Annotated in this window: 21 protein-coding genes; 14 read left to right on the top strand and 7 right to left on the bottom strand. The window is 33.9% G+C overall.

Going from position 1 to position 22,747, the window contains the following annotated elements:
• The first annotated feature begins 38 nt into the window (after nucleotides 1–38).
• The 5 genes from ybeY to EHC72_RS13455 all read left to right on the top strand — a co-directional run bounded on the left by ybeY (nucleotide 39) and on the right by EHC72_RS13455 (nucleotide 7,283).
• Complete coding sequence (gene ybeY / locus EHC72_RS13475) at nucleotides 39–476, top strand: rRNA maturation RNase YbeY (RefSeq protein ID WP_131538235.1); 438 nt, start codon at nucleotides 39–41, stop codon at nucleotides 474–476.
• 334 nt (nucleotides 477–810) lie between these two features.
• Nucleotides 811–1,440: a GIN domain-containing protein gene (locus EHC72_RS13470; protein WP_131538234.1), complete on the top strand. Its 630-nt coding sequence runs from the start codon at nucleotides 811–813 to the stop codon at nucleotides 1,438–1,440.
• Between the two features lie 229 nt (nucleotides 1,441–1,669).
• A complete protein-coding gene (locus EHC72_RS13465; protein WP_131538233.1) occupies nucleotides 1,670–3,529 on the top strand; it encodes an ABC-F family ATP-binding cassette domain-containing protein in 1,860 nt (619 codons plus the stop codon).
• A 123-nt stretch (nucleotides 3,530–3,652) separates the two neighbouring features.
• Nucleotides 3,653–5,515, top strand: a complete 1,863-nt coding sequence (mnmG, locus tag EHC72_RS13460; RefSeq protein WP_131538232.1) for a tRNA uridine-5-carboxymethylaminomethyl(34) synthesis enzyme MnmG — start codon at nucleotides 3,653–3,655, stop codon at nucleotides 5,513–5,515.
• A gap of 121 nt (nucleotides 5,516–5,636) precedes the next feature.
• A complete protein-coding gene (locus tag EHC72_RS13455) occupies nucleotides 5,637–7,283 on the top strand; it encodes an Ig-like domain-containing domain (protein ID WP_131538231.1) in 1,647 nt (548 codons plus the stop codon).
• A gap of 110 nt (nucleotides 7,284–7,393) precedes the next feature.
• Here EHC72_RS13455 and EHC72_RS13450 read toward each other — a convergent pair whose 3' ends face one another.
• Both EHC72_RS13450 and nadB read right to left on the bottom strand, forming a co-directional pair.
• The gene (locus EHC72_RS13450) at nucleotides 7,394–7,903 is read right to left on the bottom strand and encodes a gamma carbonic anhydrase family protein (RefSeq protein ID WP_131538230.1); all 510 of its coding nucleotides are present in this window, start codon (nucleotides 7,901–7,903) and stop codon (nucleotides 7,394–7,396) included.
• Between the two features lie 55 nt (nucleotides 7,904–7,958).
• Complete coding sequence (gene nadB / locus EHC72_RS13445; protein ID WP_131538229.1) at nucleotides 7,959–9,545, bottom strand: L-aspartate oxidase; 1,587 nt, start codon at nucleotides 9,543–9,545, stop codon at nucleotides 7,959–7,961.
• A gap of 456 nt (nucleotides 9,546–10,001) precedes the next feature.
• On the opposite strand from nadB, the gene nadA reads away from it, so the two are divergent.
• The 4 genes from nadA (at nucleotide 10,002) to EHC72_RS13425 (ending at nucleotide 14,225) form a co-directional block, all read left to right on the top strand.
• Nucleotides 10,002–10,994, top strand: coding sequence for a quinolinate synthase NadA (gene nadA, locus EHC72_RS13440; RefSeq protein ID WP_131538228.1), 993 nt, complete (start codon nucleotides 10,002–10,004; stop codon nucleotides 10,992–10,994).
• A 72-nt stretch (nucleotides 10,995–11,066) separates the two neighbouring features.
• Nucleotides 11,067–12,296: a dicarboxylate/amino acid:cation symporter gene (locus EHC72_RS13435; protein WP_131538227.1), complete on the top strand. Its 1,230-nt coding sequence runs from the start codon at nucleotides 11,067–11,069 to the stop codon at nucleotides 12,294–12,296.
• A 104-nt stretch (nucleotides 12,297–12,400) separates the two neighbouring features.
• The gene (thiL, locus tag EHC72_RS13430) at nucleotides 12,401–13,441 is read left to right on the top strand and encodes a thiamine-phosphate kinase (RefSeq protein WP_131538226.1); all 1,041 of its coding nucleotides are present in this window, start codon (nucleotides 12,401–12,403) and stop codon (nucleotides 13,439–13,441) included.
• 97 nt (nucleotides 13,442–13,538) lie between these two features.
• Nucleotides 13,539–14,225, top strand: coding sequence for a GNAT family N-acetyltransferase (locus tag EHC72_RS13425; protein WP_131538225.1), 687 nt, complete (start codon nucleotides 13,539–13,541; stop codon nucleotides 14,223–14,225).
• Here EHC72_RS13425 and rmuC read toward each other — a convergent pair.
• Nucleotides 14,222–15,595, bottom strand: coding sequence for a DNA recombination protein RmuC (gene rmuC, locus EHC72_RS13420; RefSeq protein WP_131538224.1), 1,374 nt, complete (start codon nucleotides 15,593–15,595; stop codon nucleotides 14,222–14,224). The genes EHC72_RS13425 and rmuC overlap by 4 nt on opposite strands.
• A gap of 112 nt (nucleotides 15,596–15,707) precedes the next feature.
• Between rmuC and purU the strand changes: the two genes are divergently transcribed.
• Nucleotides 15,708–16,550, top strand: coding sequence for a formyltetrahydrofolate deformylase (gene purU, locus EHC72_RS13415; protein WP_131538223.1), 843 nt, complete (start codon nucleotides 15,708–15,710; stop codon nucleotides 16,548–16,550).
• Between the two features lie 2 nt (nucleotides 16,551–16,552).
• Here the strand turns inward: purU and EHC72_RS13410 are convergent, their stop codons facing one another.
• Nucleotides 16,553–17,689 (bottom strand): NAD(P)/FAD-dependent oxidoreductase, encoded by a 1,137-nt coding sequence (locus EHC72_RS13410; RefSeq protein WP_211660312.1) that lies wholly within the window; start codon nucleotides 17,687–17,689, stop codon nucleotides 16,553–16,555.
• An 83-nt stretch (nucleotides 17,690–17,772) separates the two neighbouring features.
• Between EHC72_RS13410 and EHC72_RS13405 the strand changes: the two genes are divergently transcribed.
• A complete protein-coding gene (locus EHC72_RS13405; RefSeq protein WP_131538221.1) occupies nucleotides 17,773–18,468 on the top strand; it encodes a zinc metallopeptidase in 696 nt (231 codons plus the stop codon).
• Between the two features lie 162 nt (nucleotides 18,469–18,630).
• Here EHC72_RS13405 and apaG read toward each other — a convergent pair whose 3' ends face one another.
• The gene (gene apaG / locus EHC72_RS13400) at nucleotides 18,631–19,017 is read right to left on the bottom strand and encodes a Co2+/Mg2+ efflux protein ApaG (protein ID WP_131538220.1); all 387 of its coding nucleotides are present in this window, start codon (nucleotides 19,015–19,017) and stop codon (nucleotides 18,631–18,633) included.
• 37 nt (nucleotides 19,018–19,054) lie between these two features.
• Entirely contained in the window at nucleotides 19,055–20,062 is a 1,008-nt protein-coding gene (gene dusB / locus EHC72_RS13395; RefSeq protein ID WP_131538219.1) for a tRNA dihydrouridine synthase DusB, read from the bottom strand.
• 44 nt (nucleotides 20,063–20,106) lie between these two features.
• On the opposite strand from dusB, the gene EHC72_RS13390 reads away from it, so the two are divergent.
• The 3 genes from EHC72_RS13390 to EHC72_RS13380 are packed head-to-tail and all read left to right on the top strand — an operon-like array spanning nucleotide 20,107 to nucleotide 22,068.
• Nucleotides 20,107–21,033 carry a CPBP family intramembrane glutamic endopeptidase gene (locus tag EHC72_RS13390; protein WP_131538218.1) on the top strand — a complete coding sequence of 309 codons (927 nt, stop codon included), beginning with the start codon at nucleotides 20,107–20,109 and terminating at the stop codon, nucleotides 21,031–21,033.
• On the top strand, nucleotides 21,014–21,220 hold the full coding sequence (locus EHC72_RS13385) for a putative signal transducing protein (protein ID WP_131538217.1): 207 nt from the start codon (nucleotides 21,014–21,016) through the stop codon (nucleotides 21,218–21,220). Before EHC72_RS13390 ends, EHC72_RS13385 begins: the two co-directional genes overlap by 20 nt.
• Nucleotides 21,221–21,258: 38 nt before the next feature.
• Nucleotides 21,259–22,068, top strand: coding sequence for a phosphatidate cytidylyltransferase (locus tag EHC72_RS13380; RefSeq protein WP_131538216.1), 810 nt, complete (start codon nucleotides 21,259–21,261; stop codon nucleotides 22,066–22,068).
• On the opposite strand, the gene EHC72_RS13375 is transcribed toward EHC72_RS13380, so the two are convergent.
• The gene (locus EHC72_RS13375; RefSeq protein WP_131538215.1) at nucleotides 22,065–22,736 is read right to left on the bottom strand and encodes a class I SAM-dependent methyltransferase; all 672 of its coding nucleotides are present in this window, start codon (nucleotides 22,734–22,736) and stop codon (nucleotides 22,065–22,067) included. The two genes, EHC72_RS13380 and EHC72_RS13375, sit on opposite strands and share 4 nt — an antisense overlap.
• Between the last annotated feature and the right edge of the window lie 11 nt (nucleotides 22,737–22,747).

Raw genomic sequence — 22,747 nt, 5'->3', positions numbered from 1 at the left:
ATATTAATTATTAAATTTGCCGCTTTAATAATAGAAATATGCCTGCAATACAATTTTTCTCAGAAGAAATAAGTTATAACCTGCCTCAAAAGATTAAAATCAGAAAGTGGCTTAAAGCTTCTATCGAAAAAGAAGGGTATAAATTGCAAGAACTTAATTTCATCTTTTGCAGCGACGAGTATTTACTTGGCATCAATCAACAATATTTAAACCATGATACTTACACAGATATTATCACCTTTGATAACTCTGAGAAAGAAAAACATATTGTGAGTGATATTTTCATTAGCATAGATCGTGTTAACGAAAATGCAGCTACTTTTAAAACCACACCTTTTGATGAAGTTTGTCGCATTATGATTCACGGAACCCTGCATCTATTAGGCTATAAGGATAAAGGAAAGCCTGCAAAAACCCTAATGACGCAAAAGGAAGATGAATACCTTGCTTTAAGAACCGAATTTGAGCTGATTTAAGCGTTCTAAATCACTTTCCACTACTAACACACCTTTAACAGCCAGAAGATAATTTTCTTCTATCCTATTAGTCTTTCCTTTATTCTTCAAAGAATAAATTCATTTCGCATTCTGAATAATTATTGAAGTACAGCCTTCTATTTTCTTATTATTCAGTGTTTTTTACTTTTTAAACAAATTTTTATCTCCCGTTCGTCTAATAATTACGGGCGTTCGTCTATAATTAACTCATGCTGGTATAATACACGCAAATCGGGTGAAACGTTTAATAACAATCACCGTCTTATATTCAAAACAACAACAAAAAGATTTAAAAAATTAAAAATATACAGTTATGAAAACTTCTATCAAAACATTATTCGCAACAGCTTTAACAGCAATAGTTCTAACATCAGCAACAGCAGTTAATGCAGCAGAAAACAATTCTAGTTATACCAACATCACGTCGGTAAAAAATATAAGTAAAATCAGCATCAGTGGCAATGTAAAATTAATTCTTGTTCAGGATGCTAAAGAAAGCGTTCAGGTTTACGATAGTTACTATACCAAAAATGCTTTAGTTCAACAACAAAATGGTGAACTACGTATCAGTTCCTTCAACAAAGAAACACTAACGGTTATTGCACACGTAAACAATATATCTTCAATAGAAGCTTCAAATAACTCAAGTGTAAGCACCAGCGGAACCTTTAATTTATTAAATCTTAAAGTTTCCTTAAACGATTTAGCAACTGCAGATATCAATACAAATACGGTAAATTTAAATACAGTAGTTAACAATGGCGCATCTTTAAAGTTAAGTGGATCTACAGAAAGCTATACAGCGGTTTTAGGCACAATTGCAAAAGTAAACATGAATAATTTCTCAGCCGGAGATACCAACGTAAGTACTACTCCAGTAAATACATACAATGCATCCCGTTACGATGATTTAAAAGTTGATTTATTAGAAACATTATTCTAATCCATCAAATAAAGATAAAGTTTAGTTTTAGTTAATGATCAAACAGCGGAGGAGCGATTCCTCTAGCTGTTTTTGTTTTTTAAGGCCATTTCTATCCTTCATAATGCTCTAATTACTTAATTATAAGTAGTTGATTTGTAATAAGCGTTTTCCAGGTTTCTATATCCAAATATTTTATACTTACTTTTGCTGTAATTTTCTTTTATAAAAATCCGAAACACAAAAAACTTTGAGCACTTTAATTGCGGCAGAAGGCTTAGGTCATGGTTACCATGACGAATGGCTATTTAAAAATTTAACCCTGGGTATTAATTCCGGTCAACGCGTAGCGCTTGTAGGTATTAATGGTGCAGGTAAGAGTACATTATTGAAATTACTTGCCGAAAGATTTCCTCCCCTCGAAGGTAAAATTGTAAAAAATAAAGCTGTTAAAATTGGCTTTTTAGATCAGGACCCTCAGTTTAATGAAGGTGATTCTATAAGTGATTTTATTTTCTCTTTAGAAAATAAGCAACAACAGTTGATAAAAGAATATGAGGAACTAATCGAAAACCCTAATCCTGATGAACGCACTCTTAATCGTTTGTATGAAGAATTAAGCGAGCATAATGCATGGGAATATGAGCATGAGATTAAGACCATTTTGAACAGAATGGGCATAACCCATTTGCAACAAAAAATATCTACGCTTTCTGGAGGGCAAAAGAAACGTTTGGCCTTGGCTAAACTTTTAATTGAAGATCCTGAAATTTTAGTTTTAGATGAACCAACCAATCACTTGGATATTGACACCATTGAATGGTTAGAAAAACTATTAACTACTGGACAAAAAACCATTCTATTGGTTACACACGATCGTTACTTTTTAGATAACGTTTGCAATACCATTGTAGAGTTAGATCGTGGCAGAATTTTTAATTACAACGGAAATTATGCTTACTTCCTAGAAAAGAAAAGCGAAAGGGAAGCCTTAGATGCAACGGTTTTACATAAGAACCAACAGCTATTAAAGAAAGAATTGGAGTGGATGAGGAGGATGCCACAGGCGCGAGGCACAAAATCTAATGCAAGAATCAATGCTTTTTACGATTTAGAGGAAAAAACAAAGAAAAAGTCTGATAATCAGAGTGTTACCCTTAATATGAAGATGGCGAGGCAAGGCGGTAAGATTATTGAGATTGAACATGTTGCTAAAGCGTTTGATGGCCGCCCTATTATCAATGATTTTAGTTATACCTTTAAAAAAGGAGATAGAATTGGCTTGGCTGGTAAAAATGGAACGGGAAAATCTACACTTCTAAATATTATTACAAGTCAGTTAACTCCAGATGCTGGTAAAGTTGACACAGGAGAAACTACTGTTTTTGGTTATTACAAACAAGGCGGTTTAACTTTTGATCCAAAAGAAAGAGTAATTGATATTGTAAAATCTGATGCCGAATATATCAAAATGGCAGATGGTTCTATTATTACTGCGTCTGCACTTTTAACACTTTTTCTATTTCCACCAAAGAAGCAACATGGCATGGTAGAAAAATTAAGTGGTGGTGAAAAGAAACGTTTAAACCTAATGAAGGTTTTAATGCAGAACCCAAACTTCTTAATTTTAGATGAGCCAACCAACGATTTAGATATTGATACTTTAAACGTACTGGAAGAATTTTTAGAAAACTTCCCTGGTATTCTGATGTTGGTTTCTCACGATAGATATCTTCTTGATAAAATGAGCGATCAACTTTTCATTATGGAAGGCGAAGGTGTTGTTAAAATCTACAATGGAAATTATTCTGAATATAGAATAAGTTTAGACCAACCAAAGGTTAAAGTTGAAACAAAAAAAGCCTCTACCCCTACTCCAGAAGCTCCGACTAAAACTGTAAAAAAATTAAGTTTTAAAGAGCAAAAAGAATTAGAAGATAGCGAAAAGGCAATGTCTTTAACGGAAGAAAAGATTGCCGCATTAACAGAAAGTTTATTAAAAATAGACGCAACAGATTATATCAAAATCCAAGAAGTTACAAACGAAATAGATTCTTTAAAGGTAGCGCTTGATGAATATACTTTGCGTTGGTTAGAACTTTCAGAATAAAACTAAAACAATTCTAAAGTCGTTTCTGCGTTTATGTTTCACGTGGAACATTAGAATTTAAAAGAAAATTAGAGTAAAAAAACAAATTGTTCCACGTGGAACAATTAAGGAAATAAGATAAAAATGTTTTCAAAATACGATTTAATTGTAGTTGGTGCAGGGCACGCAGGATGTGAAGCTGCCGCTGCTGCTGCTAACCTAGGCTCTTCTGTTTTGCTTATAACAATGAATATGGGCACCATCGCCCAAATGAGTTGTAACCCTGCTATGGGTGGCGTAGCCAAAGGACAGATTGTGCGTGAGGTTGATGCCCTGGGTGGATACTCGGGTATTATCTCAGATAAAACAACTATTCAATTCAGAATGCTTAATCAATCTAAAGGCCCTGCAATGTGGAGTCCAAGAGCACAGATTGATAGAATGCGCTTTGCCGAAGAATGGCGTTTAGCTTTAGAAAGAACCCCAAACTTAGACCTATGGCAAGATAGTGTTGTAGGTTTACTTGTTAAAGATAATACCGTATATGGAGTTAAAACCTCTCTTGGTATAGAGATAGAAAGTAAAGCTGTAGTACTAACTAATGGTACCTTTTTAAATGGCGTAATTCATATTGGAGAAAAGAAATTTGGTGGCGGTCGTACCGCAGAAAGATCATCCACTGGTATTACAGAACAGTTAGTAGAATTGGGTATGGAAGCTGGCAGAATGAAAACCGGCACCCCACCCCGTGTTGATGGAAGAAGTTTAGATTATACTAAAATGGAAGAGCAATGGGGCGATCAGGATCGTGGCAAGTTCTCTTTCACAGATACTAAATTACCAACGGACCAACGTTGTTGCTGGATCACTTATACCAACAGTGAAGTACATGAAACTTTAAAAGAAGGCTTCGAAAAGTCTCCTATGTTTACTGGACGTATTAAAGGATTAGGACCAAGATATTGCCCATCTATTGAAGATAAAATTAACCGCTTTGCTGAACGCGATAGACATCAAATTTTTGTTGAACCTGAAGGATGGGACACTTGCGAAATTTATGTTAATGGTTTTTCTACATCTCTACCAGAAGATGTACAATTTAAAGCTTTAAGACAAATTCCAGGATTTGAGCAAGCAAAAATGTTTAGACCAGGTTACGCGATAGAATACGATTTCTTTCCACCTACCCAATTGTCTTTAACATTGGAAACTAAATTAATTTCTAATTTATTTTTAGCTGGGCAAATTAATGGAACAACTGGTTATGAAGAAGCAGCTTGCCAAGGATTTATGGCAGGAATAAATGCACATCAAAAAATAACCGATAAACACGAACTGATTATGAAAAGATCAGAAAGTTATATTGGTGTATTAATTGATGATTTAGTAACTAAGGGTACGGAAGAACCTTATCGTATGTTTACATCAAGAGCCGAGCATAGATTATTATTAAGGCAAGATAATGCAGATATTCGCCTTTCCCCTATTGGTCATCAGTTAGGTTTAATTAGTGATGAGCGCTTAGAAAAAGTAAATCAAAAAATAGCCAATGCCGATGCATTGGTAAAATTTACCAGAACTCAAGGAATTGAAATGGCTGATGCAAATCCAATGCTTGAAAGTTTAGGATCAAGCGCTTTAAATCAAAATGTAAAACTACATAGTTTGGTGAGTCGTCCGCAAGTTGGTCTTTTAGATTTAATAAAAGTGAGTAAACCGCTGGCTGATAAAACTTCATCGTTAGACAAAGAAACAATTGAGCAAGCAGAGATCAAAATTAAATACGAAAGCTATTTTGAAAAAGAAAACGATATTGTAGAGAAAATGATGAAAATGGAAGACAAAGAAATCAATCCAGATTTTGATTATAATAAAATTGTTTCCATCTCAAAAGAAGCCAGAGAAAAATTATTTAAAATAAAACCTCGTACTTTAGGTCAAGCTTCTAGAATTTCTGGTGTTTCTCCTTCAGATATATCGGTTTTAATGGTATATATTAATAAGTAATTGATTATCAATAACTTATATGTTTTTATATTGACTTTAAATAAAGCGATTTAAGAACATAAAAACATTCTTTAATCATAATATTCAAAAAACAATAAAAATTAAGCAGAACGTTTAAAAGATGCCAAATTTAAGACACCAGTATTTTAGCCCTGTTAATTTTGTGGTTGTACTAACCCTGCTCCTACTTTCTGCTTGTGCAAGTATCCAAACACCTCAAGGTGGACCGAAAGATACAACGCCTCCTAAAATTTTAAGCATGACTCCAAAAAATCAGACTTTGAATTTTAAGGAGAAAAAAATTGTAATTGAATTTGATGAGTATTTTAATATCAAAGATGAATTTAAAGAATTTTCAATTTCTCCAGATCAGGAAAGAGCGCCACTTTTAAAAAAGCGTCAGAAAAGATTAGAAATTACTTTGCAGGATTCTTTAGAAAAAAATACAACCTATACTCTAAATTTTGGTAAAGCCATTGCAGACGTTAATGAAAATAATGTGGTTAAAAATTTGAGTTACGTATTTTCTACTGGCCCAACAATTGACTCTTTAAGCATTAGCGGAAAAGTAACCAGTGCTTTAACTGCAGAAGCAGAAAAAGATGTAACTGTATTTATTTTACCGATTGAACGAGATACTTTATTCGGAAAAAAGCGCCCTTCTATTTACACCTTAACAGATAGTTCTGGAAATTATAAATTGAATAACTTAAGAAAAGGGAAATATAAAATTTATGCGCTTAAAGAAGCAAGTGGTGGCGGAGATAAAATATATCAGCAAATATCTGATGAAATAGGTTTCCATAAAGAGCCATTGGTTTTAGATAAAAACCTGGATAACATAAATTTAGAAACTTTTAAAGAATTAGCTCCTGAATTTAGAGTGCTTGATCGAAAACTAAATAACGATGGTAGCATTACATTAACATTTAATCAGCAATTAAAGAGCCCTAAAATAGTTGTAACCGACCCGCCGACTATTGATTCAGATAAGAAGGTTTTCTTCAATAAAACCAACGACACAGCCAAGGTATGGCTCAACGATTTAAGTTTTGATTCGGTTAAAGTAGCCATCCAAGATCAAGGTAAAGTTTTACAAACGATCAATTTTACAAGGGCTAAAAGAGATACTTATACAAGAGATGTGATTGCATCGGATAACTTAACAAACAATAAACTAAATCCTTTTCAATCTTATACTTTAACATTTGGCCTCCCTATTACGGCTGCTGATGCAAGCAAAGTCGTATTACTTGAGGATTCTGTTAAAAGAACTAATTTTGAGTTAATTAAGGATAGCACCGATTTTTTAAAGTACCATATAAAATATCCATGGAAGCAAAAAAGAAGCTATGAACTTACATTTGGAGCTGGGGCATTCACAGGTATTTTTAATGCAAAAAATAAAGAGTTTAAGAAAAACTTCAAATTGGAAACAGCAGATAGTTATGGTACACTATCTTTGAAGGTAGAAGTTCCTGATACCACTAAAAGTTATATTGTTGAATTTATAAATGAGAAGAAAGTACCGATTAAATCAACGGTGATCCATAAAAATTCGACTATTATTTTTGCCAATTATCCGGCTGCAAAATATATGATACGGGTAGTTTATGATGATAATAAAAATGGAATTTGGGATACTGGAAATTTAAAACAAGGTTTTCAACCAGAAAAAATATGGTATTCGCCTACAGAAATGTCTTTAAGGGCAAACTGGGAAAGGGAGGAGAAATTGGTTATACCCGTAGCACCTACTTCTCCTTAAAAAACTATTAGATTATTTAAGACTTCAAACAAAAGTCCTTTTTATAATTTCTAATCGCTATAAATGGTAATTCCACTTTAACGAAGTTTAGCATTAGTAATTATGTTCTATTAGCTAAACCAACTTGAATACATAATATAATTATCTGGTAATTTATTTAATAAAGCCCTTTGCTCTTCAGTAATGGGCTTTACTTTTTTTGCTGGGGTTCCAGCATATAAATAACCTGTTTCGCAAATTGTATTTTCGAGCACAACAGAGCCAGCAGCAATAATGCAATATTGTTCTATAATAGCATGATCCATTACAATAGCGCCCATACCAATTAAAACATTATCCTCTACTGTACAACCATGTACAATTGCATTATGCCCAACTGAAACTCGATTACCAATATGAGTTGATGCTTTTAAGTACGTAGCATGAATTACTGCACCATCTTGTATGTTTGATTCATTTCCAATGGTAATAGCGTTTACATCGCCTCTAATTACTGCATTAAACCAAACCGAACAGTTGTTTCCAATCACAACATCACCAACTATAGTTGCATTTTCAGCAATAAAATTATCTTTTCCTATTTCTGGACTTTTTCCTTTTACTGGAAGTATCAAAGGCATAATTAAAATTTAGTTAAGCTGAATTTATTTCAGCATGTTTGTTATTACAATTTATTTAAAATACAGTATCTACCAATTCATCCGCGTGTTTTGGATAATCAGTAGTATAATGCAAACCCCTACTTTCTTTACGCTGTATAGCCGATTTAATAACTAAATAAGCTACCTGTATTACATTTCTAAGTTCGCAAAGCTTTACTGAAACCTTATTCATTTTATAAAACTCTTCAGTTTCTTGGTAAAGTAAAAATAAACGTCTGTGAGCTCTTTCCAATCTAAAATCAGAACGCACAATCCCCACATAATCGCTCATTATCTTTTGAGTTTCACGTAAATTATGGGTTACTAAAATATCTTCATTACTTTGTGTAACACCATGTGTATTCCATTCTGGGATATTATCAGGTATTACATTATTTTTAAAATTCTCTATAGCATCCTGAAAAATACGATGAGCAAATACTGTTGCCTCCAATAAAGAGTTAGAAGCCAATCTATTAGCACCATGCAAACCTGTAGAAGAACATTCGCCACAAGCATATAAATTTTTAATAGAAGAACGACCATATTCATCAACCAGTACGCCACCACACATATAATGAGAAGCTGGCGTAACTGGAATAAAATCTTTAGTCATATCTATACCTATAGATAAGCATTTAGCATATATATTGGGAAAATGCTTTAATATATCAGCTTTGCTTCGCATTGTAATATCTAAATACACAAAATCATCACCAGATTTTTTCATTTCAGCATCTACAGCTCTTGCAACAATATCTCTTGGTGCTAAAGATTTACGTTCATCATATTCCTGCATAAATTCTTCACCATTTCTACGTCTTAATACGCCACCAAAACCACGAACAGCTTCAGATATTAAAAAAGAAGGATACTCACCAGGATGATGTAAAGCGGTTGGATGGAACTGAATAAACTCCATATTTCTAACTTTTCCTTTAGCGCGATAAACCATTGCCATACCATCACCTGTTGCAATTACAGGATTTGTTGTGGCAGAATACACATGTCCGGCACCACCTGAAGCCATGATAGTCACATTTGCTAATATCTTTTCCACATCGTTAAGCTCTGTGTTAAAGGCATATATACCATAACAGTTAATATCTTCGGTACGTTTATCCACAAACTTACCTAGGTGATGCTGGGTAATTAACTCCAGTGCAAAGTAATGTGTTAATATCTCTATGTTCGGATTTTCATGAATTTCCTTTAGTAACACCCGTTCAATTTCATATCCTGTGATGTCCTTATAGTGCAAAACACGGTGCTCAGAATGGCCTCCTTCCTTGGCTAAATCATAAAAACCAGCATTATCCTTATCGAAGTTTATACCGTAATCAATGATCTCCTGGATACGCTTAGGTCCCTCTTTTACAACTATTTCTACAATTTTTTCGTCGCACAAACCATCGCCCGCAATCAAAGTATCTTCTATATGTTTTTCAAAAGAATCATCTTTATCCACAACAACAGCCACGCCACCCTGGGCATATTTTGTATTAGATTCATCCTCATTTGATTTAGTAACGATTAAAACCTTACCAAACTTTGCAGCCTTAAGTGCAAAACTTAAACCTGCTATACCTGAACCAATTACCAGGAAATCTACTTTTCTCATCAATAAAAACCTTTAATTATACACGATGTTAACAACTGTGTTAATAATGTTAACTTTATGTCTAAATTATTCTAACAACTAAATTTGAATGTTTAAAGCTAAGCTAAAAAGACAATTTGCCACAATCTTTTCACCAATTTATAAGCACTTTTGTTGAAGTAATTAACTTTTTGGTAGGTTATAAACAATTAACATTCGAGTATTGACAATTTTTATGCGGTTTTTCAATATAGCTGTAAATCAGATTTATAATATTAAATAAATATCATCCGAATGTTAGTAAACAATTAACAACTTATTTAAAAGAACTTTTTTTTGAAACTTGCCAACAAAACTAACACACTAATAAACATTAAAGATTTATTTAATTAAAATACTTATTAATTATTGAGCTGTGGAAACTCCTATCTTTGAGCCAGCTTCAAAATCAATAGAAGAAATATTTTTAAAATGAACATGGATACCTTAGCAGAAATAAATATCAAGGGATTTGTAGAAGAAGAAATTGATCCAACACTAGATCTTTTTGCGGAAATTGAAAAACTGAAAAAAGAAAAAAATGCAATTATACTAGCTCATTATTATCAAGAACCTGATATACAGGATATTGCCGATTATATTGGAGATAGTTTAGGATTATCACAAGAGGCCGCTAAAACGGATGCAGATGTGATTGTATTTGCTGGTGTGCACTTTATGGCAGAAACAGCAAAAATTTTATCGCCTGCAAAAAAGGTGTTATTGCCAGATGTAAAGGCTGGTTGCTCGCTTGCCGACAGCTGTCCTCCGCACTTATTTAAGAAATTTAAAGAAAAATATCCAGATCACCTGGTGATTACCTACGTAAACTGTACGGCAGAATTGAAAGCTTTAAGTGATATTGTTTGTACAAGTACCAACGCTGTTCAAATTGTAGAAAGTTTACCGAAAGACCAGAAAATTATTTTTGGTCCGGATAGAAATTTAGGTGCTTATGTTGCAAAAAAAACTGGTCGTGATTTAGTATTGTGGAATGGTGCGTGTATGGTACATGAAATTTTTTCTCAGGAGAAAATTACCAAGCTTAAAGAACGCCATCCAAAAGCCAAATTTATTGCGCACCCAGAGTGTGAAGAAGTGGTTTTAAAAATGGCCGACTATGTAGGTTCTACAACCGGTTTGCTAAAATACACGATTAATGATTCGGCTACAGAGTTTATTGTTGCTACTGAGAGCGGAATTATTCACCAAATGGAGAAAGCAAATCCAACAAAAACTTTTATTCCTGCGCCGCCAAACAACAGCTGTGCATGTAACGATTGTCCGTACATGAAGAGAAATACGCTTGAAAAATTGTATTTATGTATAAAAAATGGATCACCAGAAGTAACTGTACCAGAACATATTATAGAACAGGCACGGAAACCGATTCAAAGAATGTTAGATATTTCTGCAGACTTGGGATTATAGGAATTTAAAATAAAGCGATCATATTGTTGAATTATTTGGGCGTGACATTTTTTTAAAAGAATTAGGTTAAAAATGGAAAAAAACAATATTCTAAAAAATTATTCTGGCTTATTATGGCTTTTGGCAGGAATAATCGCCGGGAGTATTGCTGGTTTAATTTTTGGAAAAAAGATTGAAAGTATAAAGCCATTAGGCGATATATTTTTAAATCTGTTGTTTACAGCCGTTATTCCTCTGGTATTTTTTGCGGTTTCTTCAGCTATTGCCAATATTGACCGATCAAAGAAATTAGGAAAATTAATGATGATTATGGTGATGGTTTTCTTATCAACCATCTTAATATCAGCATTTTTAACGATTGTAGCCACCTGGATTTTCCCTATTCATCAACAATTATCTTCTGCCTCATTACCTACCGAAACTGAAAAAATTCAATCTGTAGGCGAACAAATGACACAACTTTTAACCGTTGGAGAATTTTTTGAAATCGGAAGCCGGAAGAATATGCTGGCATTAATTATTTTTTCTGTTTTAGTTGGTTTTTCTACACTCTATGCAGAATCAGAAGGTGAACCTTTTAAAAAGTTTTTACTATCCGGAAATGAGGTAATGAAAAAACTAATTATCCTGATTATGAAATTAGGACCAGTTGGTTTAGGTGCATATTTTGCGTATCAGGTAGGAGTTTTTGGACCACAATTATTTGGTACTTATGCCAAAGCATTGGGCTTGTATTACGGAGTTGGAGCATTTTACTTTGTCGTATTTTTTACTTTATATGCCTTTATATCAGGAGGTTTTAAAGCCATTAAAATATTTTGGAAAAATAATATTGTGCCTTCATTAACCTCTGTTGGTACTTGCAGCAGCATTGCTACTATACCCGCTAATTTAGATGGAGCAGCAAAAATGGGTGTTCCTGCATATATTGCAAATGTGACGATTCCATTGGGATCAACTTTGCATAAAGATGGATCCAGTATAAGTTCGATTATAAAAATTGCCGTAGTTTTTGCGATTTTTGGCAAGGATTTAGTACATATTGATACAATTTTAATCGCTTTAGGAATTACTGTTTTGGTGAGTATTGTTGAGGGTGGCATTCCAAATGGTGGTTATATAGGAGAACTATTAATGATTTCTGCTTATCAATTACCGCCAGAAGCTTTACCACCAGCGATGATAATTGGTACATTGGTTGATCCTATGGCAACTCTTTTAAACGCTACCGGAGATAACGTTGCTGCCATGTTAATTGCCAGATTTACAGAGGGTAAAAATTGGATGGAAAGTAAATTATAAAAAATATTACACTTAATTCGTTTAAGCAAATGTTCTAATTAAATTAGGCTCAAAAGGATTAAAAAATAAAAATCGGGGCTTCGCCCCTACATTACAAATAGATTATGTTTGAAAATAAAGAACGCACAGATATAAATGAATTAGGAGAATTTGGGTTAATTAAACACCTGACAACTAATTTTAAAATTAGAAATGATTACTCCGTAAAAGGAATTGGCGATGATGCTGCAGTTTTGGATTCTAAAGGAAAACAAACTTTAATTTCTACAGATTTACTGCTGGAAGGCATCCATTTTGATTTGGCTTATGTGCCTTTAATGCACTTGGGTTACAAGGCTGTACAAGTAAATTTGAGTGATATTTATGCGATGAATGGTACAGCAAGTCAAATTACGGTTTCGATAGGTTTATCAAGTAAATTTCCTTTAGAAGCTGTTGAAGAAATTTATAAAGGGATTGAGCTGGCTTGCAATAAGTTTAATATTGATTTAATTGGCGGTGATACTTCTTCAAGCAAACAAGGCTTGGTAATTAGCATTACAAGTATTGGCTACGCTGATGCTGATAAAGTGGTTTACAGAAATGGTGCTCAAGAAAACGATTTGCTTTGTGTTTCTGGAGATTTGGGTGGTGCTTACGTTGGCCTTCAAATATTAGAAAGAGAGAAATTAATTTACCTGGAAAATCCTCAAATTCAGCCGGATTTAGAAGGAAAAGATTATATTATTGAAAGACAATTGAAACCTGAAGCCAGGATGGATATTGTTGCTTTATTAGAAGATTTAGGGATTAAACCAACCTCAATGATTGACGTTTCGGATGGTTTGGCTTCAGAAATTTTGCATTTGGCTACCGAAAGTGATAAAGGAATTACGATATACGAGGAGAAAATTCCTTTAGATCCAATGACTTATGAAACTGCACGTGAACTTGGAATTGATCCAACAGTTTGCGCATTGAGCGGAGGTGAAGATTATGAATTGTTATTTACGATTAGTCAGGAAGATTACAAAAAATTGAAACACGACGTAGATATTACAGTTATTGGACACGTTACTGATAAAAATTCTGGGTGTAAAATGGTTTCAAAATCTAATAATGTACACGAATTAAAAGCGCAAGGATGGAATGCCTTTAAAAAATAATTAAGAATCTATTCTGAATTTAAAGAGATCTGTAGGAAAGGAAGTACTTTTTTACAGATCTTTTTTGTGAAAAACAATTACTAAACGTTATAAGCCGATGATTAAAGACGAAGAAAAATTAGATAATCCTGTTTGGTTTTCATTAAATGAAGTGCACCAAAAATTTGCCCTAGAATACGGAAATATAAAATTCTATCATCCTGACTATTGCCCTTTTGGAGGTTTTATAAATCAAGAAAATATTGCAGTCGGTATAGAAAATTATGCAAATGAAACAGCAAATTTTTATGTTGTTGGTGAAAAACCAGATTTCAATAAAAATTTGAAATTGAATAAGGAATTGGTATGCAATCAAATGGTGTTAGTAGATAAGATTCAAATAGAAATATCTGAAGAAATTATTCAACTTAATACCGATAAAAAAGCTGATTTAATAGAACTGGTTAATTTAGTACAACCTGGTTATTTCAAAGATAAAACACCTTTATTAGGAAGTTACTATGGCATTTATAAAGACCATAAACTGATAGCAGTTACGGGTGAAAGGATGAAAATGAATGCTTTCACCGAAATAAGTGCCGTAGTTACTCACCCTGAGTTTACTGGAAAAGGATTAGCTAAACAACTGGTTGCTTATACAGCAAATAAAATTTTTGCGGAGGGAAAAATCCCTTACCTACACGTTGCTGAAACTAATATTGGAGCAATAAAATTGTATGAAAAAATAGGTTTTGCAACCCGTAGAAAGATGAGTTTTTGGAATTTATTGAAGATGGAGAATTAAACTTCTCCATCTAAATATTTTGTATCAATTTGTTTAGTGGCTTTTGCTCCTAATTTTTTAATCTTTTCTGAAGTGTTGGTTAAATTTCCAGAGCCAACTGAAAGCTTGTTAAGTGCTTTATCATAAGCATCTTGACTTTGTTTTACATAACGGCCTATATTTTCCATATCAGCAATAAACCCAACAAACTTATCATACATACTACCGCTTAAACGGGCAATTTCCATTACATTTCGGTTTTGACGTTCCTGTTTCCACATGCTCGCAATGGTTCTTAAAGTAGCCAGTAAAGTAGAAGGACTTACAATTACAACTTTTCTATCCCAGGCAAAATTAAATAGTTCTGCATCTTTTTGAACGGCAATACTAAATGAAGATTCAATAGGAACAAAGAGTAAAACAAAATCTGGAGAATTAATCTGATACAAATCATGATAATTTTTGGAAGATAATTCTTGTATGTGGTTTTTAATTGAGGCTAAATGCTGCTTTATATAGCTTTCACGCTCTTCATCTGCTTCGGCGGATATAAAGCGTTCATAAGCCACTAAAGAAACCTTAGCGTCTACTACAATGTGTTTGTCATCTGGTAAATCTATCACCACATCGGGCTGCAAACGGCCGCCTTCTGCAGAAGTTAAACTAGCTTGTATGCGATATTCTTGGTCCTTGACAAGACCAGAGCGTTCTAAAACCTTTTCTAAAATTATTTCGCCCCAATTTCCTTGCTTTTTATTATCACCTTTAAGAGCTTTGGTTAAGTTATTAGCATCTTCCTGTATAAGTTTACTCTGAATCTGTAACTCAGAAATTACGCCTTTTAAAATGTTTCGTTCGTCGGATTCTGCTTTATAAACCTTCTCTACTTTTTCTTCAAAAGCTTTAATATTTTCTTTAAGTGGATTTAAAATAAGGTCGAGATTTGTTCTATTTTGCTCAATAAATCTGGTTGATTTTTCTTCCAATATCTTATTTGCAATCAATTCAAAATCTTTATTCAATTTCTCTTGAGACTGTTGCATATTATTTTTTTGCTCAACTAATTTTTCCTTTTCAGCCAAATAAAAAGATCGGGTACTTTCCAACTCTCGGTTAGCGTCTGCTAAACGGTCGCGTTCTGCCTGTAATTCATCAATTAAGCGTTGCTGTTCTTCTTTTAAAAGTGCTGTAATGTTCTCTTTTTCTACTGATAATCCATGCACACGTTCCTCGGCTTTGGCTAAAGAAATCTTCAATTGTTGGTGTTCTACTTTTAACTTTTCAAGATCGACCAAAGAGATTATATCCGAATTTGTTTGTGGCTTTTTAAGCAAGAGAAATATTAAAACGATTAAAATTATAATTAGTAAAGCGATAGCAGCGATTTCCATAATGATAAAAATTTTAGCAAAAATGAAGATTTAAAACAGATATACCAAAAAATTTTAGTCAGGATATACTATGTTTGATCAAAAATTATTTATAATTGAACTTTAGTATTTAATGATGAACGAATTGACGATTCTTATACAATGCCCCGATCAAGTGGGTTTGGTAACCAATATTACAAGGGTTTTGGCGGCACACGAACTTAATATTATTGCAATGCGGGAATTTGTTGATGAAGAAAACAAAACATTTTTTACGCGAATTGCCTGTACCGGAAAATTAGCCGAACCTGATGGACTGAAGATAAAATTATTAGAAAATTTACCAAATGCGGCTCAAGTAAATTTGATCGGTCAACAAGAAAAGGATATCGCTGTTTTGGTGACTAAAGAGTATCATTGTTTGGCAGAAATACTTATTAAAAACCAGTTTAAAACGTTAGGAGCGAATGTAAAATGTGTAATTGGAAATTACGAATCGCTTAGAGATTTTACAGAAAAGCTAGGGATTCCCTACTACCACATCTCTCATGAAGGAAAAGATAAAGCGCAATTTGAAACCGAAATTAAATCCATTATAAACCAGTTTAATGTAGATTATATTGTGCTGGCTAAATTTATGCGGATATTATCAGCAGATTTTGTAAAAGATTATGAAACAAAAATTATCAATATCCACCATTCGTTTTTACCAGCATTTATTGGTGCAAATCCTTACAAGCAAGCTTTTGAACGTGGCGTAAAAATTATTGGAGCAACAGCACATTTTGTAACCAATAATTTGGATGAAGGACCGATTGTAACACAGCATACAACACATGTGGATCATACTTTTGGAGTAAGAGAAATGGTAAGATCTGGTAAAGAAATAGAAAAAGCCGTGCTTTTAGAGGCACTTCATCTCATTTTTGAAGATCGTGTGTTTATAAGCGGAAATAAAACAATTGTATTTAGATAAACTTAAGGGCTATTTATTAGTAATTGAGCAATATCTTCTCCTGTTTGAGCTCCCATTGCTATGCCCATTCCGTTACAACGGGCAGCACAATAAATATTTGGTTTAGCTTCTATAAGAATGGGTTCCAACTGTTTCGCAAATGCCATAATACCACTCCATCGCATGTCAATTTCGAAATCAGTGTTTGGTAAAATTACATTAGATAATAAAGATTCTAAAGCATGCTGAACCAAATCTGTTTGGCCAAATTGGGTTGTCGTTTCCGTATCAAAATCCAAATTTCTACCCCCTCCCAGCAAAATGCGATCGTTGATGTTCCTGAAATAATAATAACCTCTATCATAATGAAAACTACCTTTTACCTTAAGGTTTTTAATTTGTTTCGTAATTAAAACCTGTCCACGACCAGGTGTTATGTTTAAGTTTGGTAAAAGCGTTTCAGTAAAAGCATTTGTAGCGACAATTACTTTTTTACATTTAAATACTCCATTATCTGTTTGTAAGCTTATACCGTTATTTTCATTTTCTAGGGAATTAACAGCGCAGTTATTAAATATAAATACACCAATTTCTTGTGCACATTGCACTAATGCGAACATCATTTTTCCCGTATCTATTTGAGCTTCGTATTGGTTAGCTATTAAATTTTGAATATTCTTAAAGCCAAAATCTTGTATCTTTTTATTTTGTAGGCTAAAAGCATTATTTCCAATTATATTTTTAATTAAGGTGTTATAATGTTCAATTTTAGATACACTATTATTCGTCAGGTTTTCTTCATTTTTTTTAAATAATTCATAGCCACCTAAGCACTGATAGTCAATCCTTTTATCACCTAATAAACCTCTTAATTTTAGTAGGCCTTTCCATCTTCTTTCAATTAGAGAATAGAGTTTATCCGTTCCACAAATACTTTCCTGGTCTATCAGTTCAGAAATACTTCCAAAGCATGCAAAACCAGCGTTTTTTGTACTAGCTCCTGTCGGTAAAAAGCCCCTTTCTAAAATACAAATACGAGCATTTGGCTTGTCTTTTTTAAGATGGATAGCTGCATTTAAACCAACAATTCCGCTGCCTATAATAATGAAATCAAAATTAAAGAATGATGATTTTTCCCAATAAGATTGTTCCATATTCATACTTAAAAGTAATATAATTTAAAATGAAATTAATAAGGGAACGCTTTTTGATATATGTCATCTTGAAAAACATACATAAGAAAATGGGATTTTATTTAATTTTAATAATCCCGGTATTATTGCTGAGCATGTTTGTACAATGGCGCTTTAGGAATAAATTCTCTAAGTACGCAGAAATGCAACTAAGCTCTGGGTTATCGGGCAAGGAAGTGGCAGAGCGAATGCTGCACGACAACGGAATATACGATGTGAAAGTGATGAGTACAGAAGGACAACTAACAGATCATTACAATCCGTCAGATAGAACCGTAAATTTAAGTACAGATGTGTATTATAGCCGAAGTGTAGCGGCAGCTGCAGTAGCTGCGCATGAGTGTGGCCATGCTGTACAACATGCAAAATCATATAGCTGGCTTAATTTAAGAAGCAATATGGTGCCAATAGTTAGCATATCCTCCAATTTATTGCAGTGGGTTTTATTAATTGGTGTAATGCTTTTGGTATTCTCTGTAACCCCAATTGTTTTGGCAATTGGCGTTGTGGGCTTATTTTTAGTTACAGTTTTTAGTATAATTACCCTACCTGTAGAGTTTGATGCTAGTAACAGGGCTTTAATTTGGTTAAAAAATAATAGTGGCGTAATGCAAACACAAGAAGAAAATGTACAGGCAAAAGATGCCTTGTGGTGGGCTGCTATGACTTATGTGGTTGCTGCTGTTGGTGCTTTAGCCAATTTACTTTACTATGCATCAATGCTTTTTGGACGAAGCAGAGATTAATAAATATCTATCTATAGAAAATAAAAAGCGGTTTAGATTTAGTTCTGACCGCTTTGTTTATTTAAAACCAGTTAGTTTGTGTGCACATTTTTTTCATTATCTGAGTGCTAAAATTTTAACAAAATATAATGATTTAAAAGTATTTGAATAAAAATGGCAGGGTTAATTCAGTTTGTAAGGAGCAATTAAAGTAAATTCAGGGATATCTACTTCAAATTCAGCTTCGTCCATTAAGCGTTTCATTAGGTATTTTCCTTGCATGCTGCCCATATCTGTTTTTAAATTACAGCCAGATACATAAACATGTGTTTCGCCAGGGTTTATCACCGGCTGAATGCCTACAACGCCCTCTCCTTCCACTTCGCGACGGCTGCTGTTTGAATCAAAAATAAACCATTGGCGGCGCATAAGCTGTACAGCATAATCTGAAAGATTAGAAATTTCTATGCGATAAGCGAACATAAAATGCTCGTTAGCCGGATTTGAATATTCTGGCTGGTAAATGGTTTCTACTGAAACTTTTACTCCATCTGTAATTGCTGTAACCATGGTGATTTATACGAATCTACAAAAAGCTTTTCAAAAATCAAGCCAGTACATTTGTTGGGTCGTAGTTGGCAAATTTTTCTGCCACTTCGTCTAAAATACTGTAAATATTATTTACGTCTGGTTCTGCAACCAAACGCATTCTGAACGGTTTAAAATCTGGCAAACCTTTAAAATAGTTTGCATAATGGCGGCGCATTTCAAAAATGCCAGTTTTAGGTCCTTTCCATTCCAAAGATTTATCCAAGTGCGTACGGCAAACTGAAATTCTTTCCTCAATGGTTGGTCCAGCTAAATGCTCACCCGTTTTGAAAAAGTGTTTTATCTCACGGAAAATCCATGGATATCCAATAGCAGCACGACCAATCATAATTCCATCCACTTCATATTCCATACGCCAGTTAGCGGCTTTTTCGGGGCTGTCTACATCACCGTTTCCAAAAATTGGAATTTTAATACGTGGGTTACGTTTAATTTCCCTGATTAAAGACCAATCAGCACTACCTTTATAAAGTTGCGCACGTGTACGCCCGTGAATTGTTAATGCTTGTATACCAACATCTTGAAGCCTTTCAGCAACTTCGTAAACATTTTTAGTATTATCATCCCAGCCTAAACGGGTTTTAACGGTAACAGGCAAATGACTAGCCTTAACAACGGCTTCGGTCATTTTAACCATTTTATCAATATCTTGCAATAAGCTTGATCCGGCGCCTTTACAAACCACATTTTTTACTGGGCAACCGTAGTTAATATCTACAAGATCAGGCCCTGCTTGAGAAGCAATTTCCGACGCCTCACGCATATGCTCGATATCGCCACCAAAAATTTGGATACCTATTGGACGTTCGTATTCAAAAATATCCAGTTTCTGACGGCTTTTAGCTGCATCACGAATTAGCCCTTCAGAAGAAATAAACTCAGTATACATCATATCAGCACCATTTTGTTTACATACAAAACGGAAAGGCGGATCGCTCACATCCTCCATTGGAGCCAGTAATAATGGGAACTCTCCTAAATCTATATTTCCTATCTTAACAGACATTTTCTATCTTCAAACTTTTAATAAAACATACAAAGGTACAAATAATGAATTTTGTAACACCTAAACAGGAGGAAATCAACCCTTTCTTTCAAATTCTTTTACTTTTAGCTTACGCGATTGCTGGTGCGCTTATCTTTTCGGTTATAGGTTTAGTAATTGCCTGTGTCATGCACGGAATATATTCTGTTGATAAGATAAACCTGTTAATGTCTGCCGATCCTAAATATGTTGATGGATTAAAGGTTATTCAGATTTTAAGTTCAATAGGTACATTTATTTTACCGCCAGTAATACTTGCGCTGACTGTGAAGAAGAAGCTATCGTCATTTTATGGTTTTATAACACCAAAATTCTTACTGCTGATTATTGTTTTAGGGATTATGATAGTGAGTATGCCTTTTATGGAATGGATTGCTGTGAGTAACCAAAAGATGGTTTTACCAGAATTTTTGAAAGGCATTGAGCGTTGGATGAAGGAAAAGGAAGATGCAGCAATGCAAATGACAATTCAATTGATTACTGCCAGAAATAACTTCGATTTTATCGTTAATCTGATAATGATTGCTGTTTTGCCAGCAATTGGAGAAGAATTAATGTTTAGGGGTGGCTTGCAACGATCGATGAATAAGATGTTTAATAACCCGCACGCAGCCATTTGGATTTCGGCAATTATATTTAGTGCAATTCACGTTCAGTTTTATGGTTTTATACCCAGAATGCTTTTAGGAGCGGGTTTTGGTTATTTATATTATTACAGCGGCAACATTTGGTACGCCATTACAGCTCATTTTATAAACAATGCCTACGCCGTTTGTGCAGCTTTTTACATGCAAAAACACAATATGCCATTAAATAAAGCCGATGAACCTATTGGTTTTCCGTGGTATGGATATGTAATTAGTGCAATAATTACCATAGCTTTGTTTAAATTTTTTAAAGATATAGCACAACGTGAGCGAAAACTGGGTTAAAGTATATACAACAGGCGATGCCTTTGCGGCAGAAGTGTTAAAGCAAGGCCTAACTGAAGCTGGAATACCAGCGGTAACCATTAGTAAACAATTGGCAGCCTATAATTTTGGTGAGGTAAATGTTATGGTGAGTCAGCAAGATTTTGATAAGGCGATTGAATACATCGTTCAAAACGAAATAGAATAACGCGAACCTCTTTAAATTTCAATTTTAGCTTTTTCGAAATGAAAACCCGTGCAATAACCGCATTCTTTTTTACCATCGTAATGTTGGGCTCCATATTTTTAGGATCCTATACTTTCTCTATATTTTATCTTATTCTGAGTGTTTTATCACTTTTTGAGTTTTATAAGCTTATTAAAAATTCAGGAATAAGACCACACCGTAATATTGGTTTAGTTGCTGGCGCCTTAATTTTTTTAATGGCAGCAGGTTTACATTATTTAAAGTACGATGTAAAATATCTTTTGCTTTGTATACCCTTAATCTTTTCGGTTTTTATAACGGAATTATATAAAAAGAACAAAATTCCATTTGCAAACATTTCTTATACGTTTGTGGGGTTTGTTTATGTAACCATTCCGTTTTGTTTTTTTCATGCATTAGGCTTTTTAAAGGATTGGAACACCTATAATTTCCATTTACCATTGGCTTTTTTATTAATGTTATGGGCAAATGATACTGGTGCTTATCTTTTTGGCGTAAAATATGGTAAGAGTAAGTTGTTCGAACGCCATTCGCCTAAAAAAAGTTGGGAAGGTTTTTTCGGAGGAATGTTTACTTCTGTTTTAGTCGCTATAGGTTTATCCTTTATTTTTACTGAAAGCCAGGCTTGGGTATGGGCCGGTATGGCTGTACTAATTTCATGTTTTGGCACACTTGGAGATTTGGTAGAATCTATGCTTAAAAGAAGTTTAGATACGAAAGATAGCGGTGGTTTATTGCCAGGGCACGGCGGTTTACTTGATCGTTTTGATGGATTATTGCTTGCTGCCCCAGTTGTATACGCTTATTTGTATCTAATTTTTTATTAATCGTTTTTTATTGCCTTTATTACGTAGTACTTTCTGATAACAGAATGGCCAATATTGTTGGAAATATTCTCGGTAAAGGAGTCTGTTTGCTTAATATCAAAGTTTGATTTTACAAGTAATTCTATAGTAGTATCATCATTATATAGTTGAAAACCATAAGGCGTGAAAGGTAACGTTTCCATAAAGCTTTTATCGGCAAAACATAAAGTGAATGCTCCCCCAGGCTTTAAAACGCGATTTATTTCATTTAAAAACTGTTCAGGATTTTTCCAGAAATAAATGGTATTTACAGTAAATATGTGATCAAAAGCAGCCTCACTAAAAGGAAGTAAATCAGGATCAGTTAGTGTAAATTTTGCCTGATTATTTTTAATAAATGAAACATTAATTTTAGAGGCCTCTGCTACCATTAAAGGAGAAATATCTGCACCAGTATATACCAAATGGTTGGCTTGCTGAAGCAGATATTCCAAGTGATTAGCATTGCCCGGACCTATTTCTAAAATCTGATTTCCATCCTGAAGTGCCATTGCGGAAATAGCACTTTTTGTCATGCCTTTATTGCTTACATTCATCATGGCGGCAGTTTTTAAGCCCTTTTCGCCTTGTGGGCAGCCTAATTGTGAGGCTACCTCTTTTAGATCATTTTCTGAATGTTGATTTTCCATCTTGCAAATTA

The sequence above is a fragment of the Pedobacter nototheniae genome (assembly GCF_004335085.1).
In the GTDB taxonomy this organism is placed as follows: Bacteria; Bacteroidota; Bacteroidia; order Sphingobacteriales; family Sphingobacteriaceae; genus Pedobacter; species Pedobacter nototheniae.
Note: the sequence above shows the minus strand (reverse complement) of the source record. Positions and strands in the feature narration are given on the sequence as shown.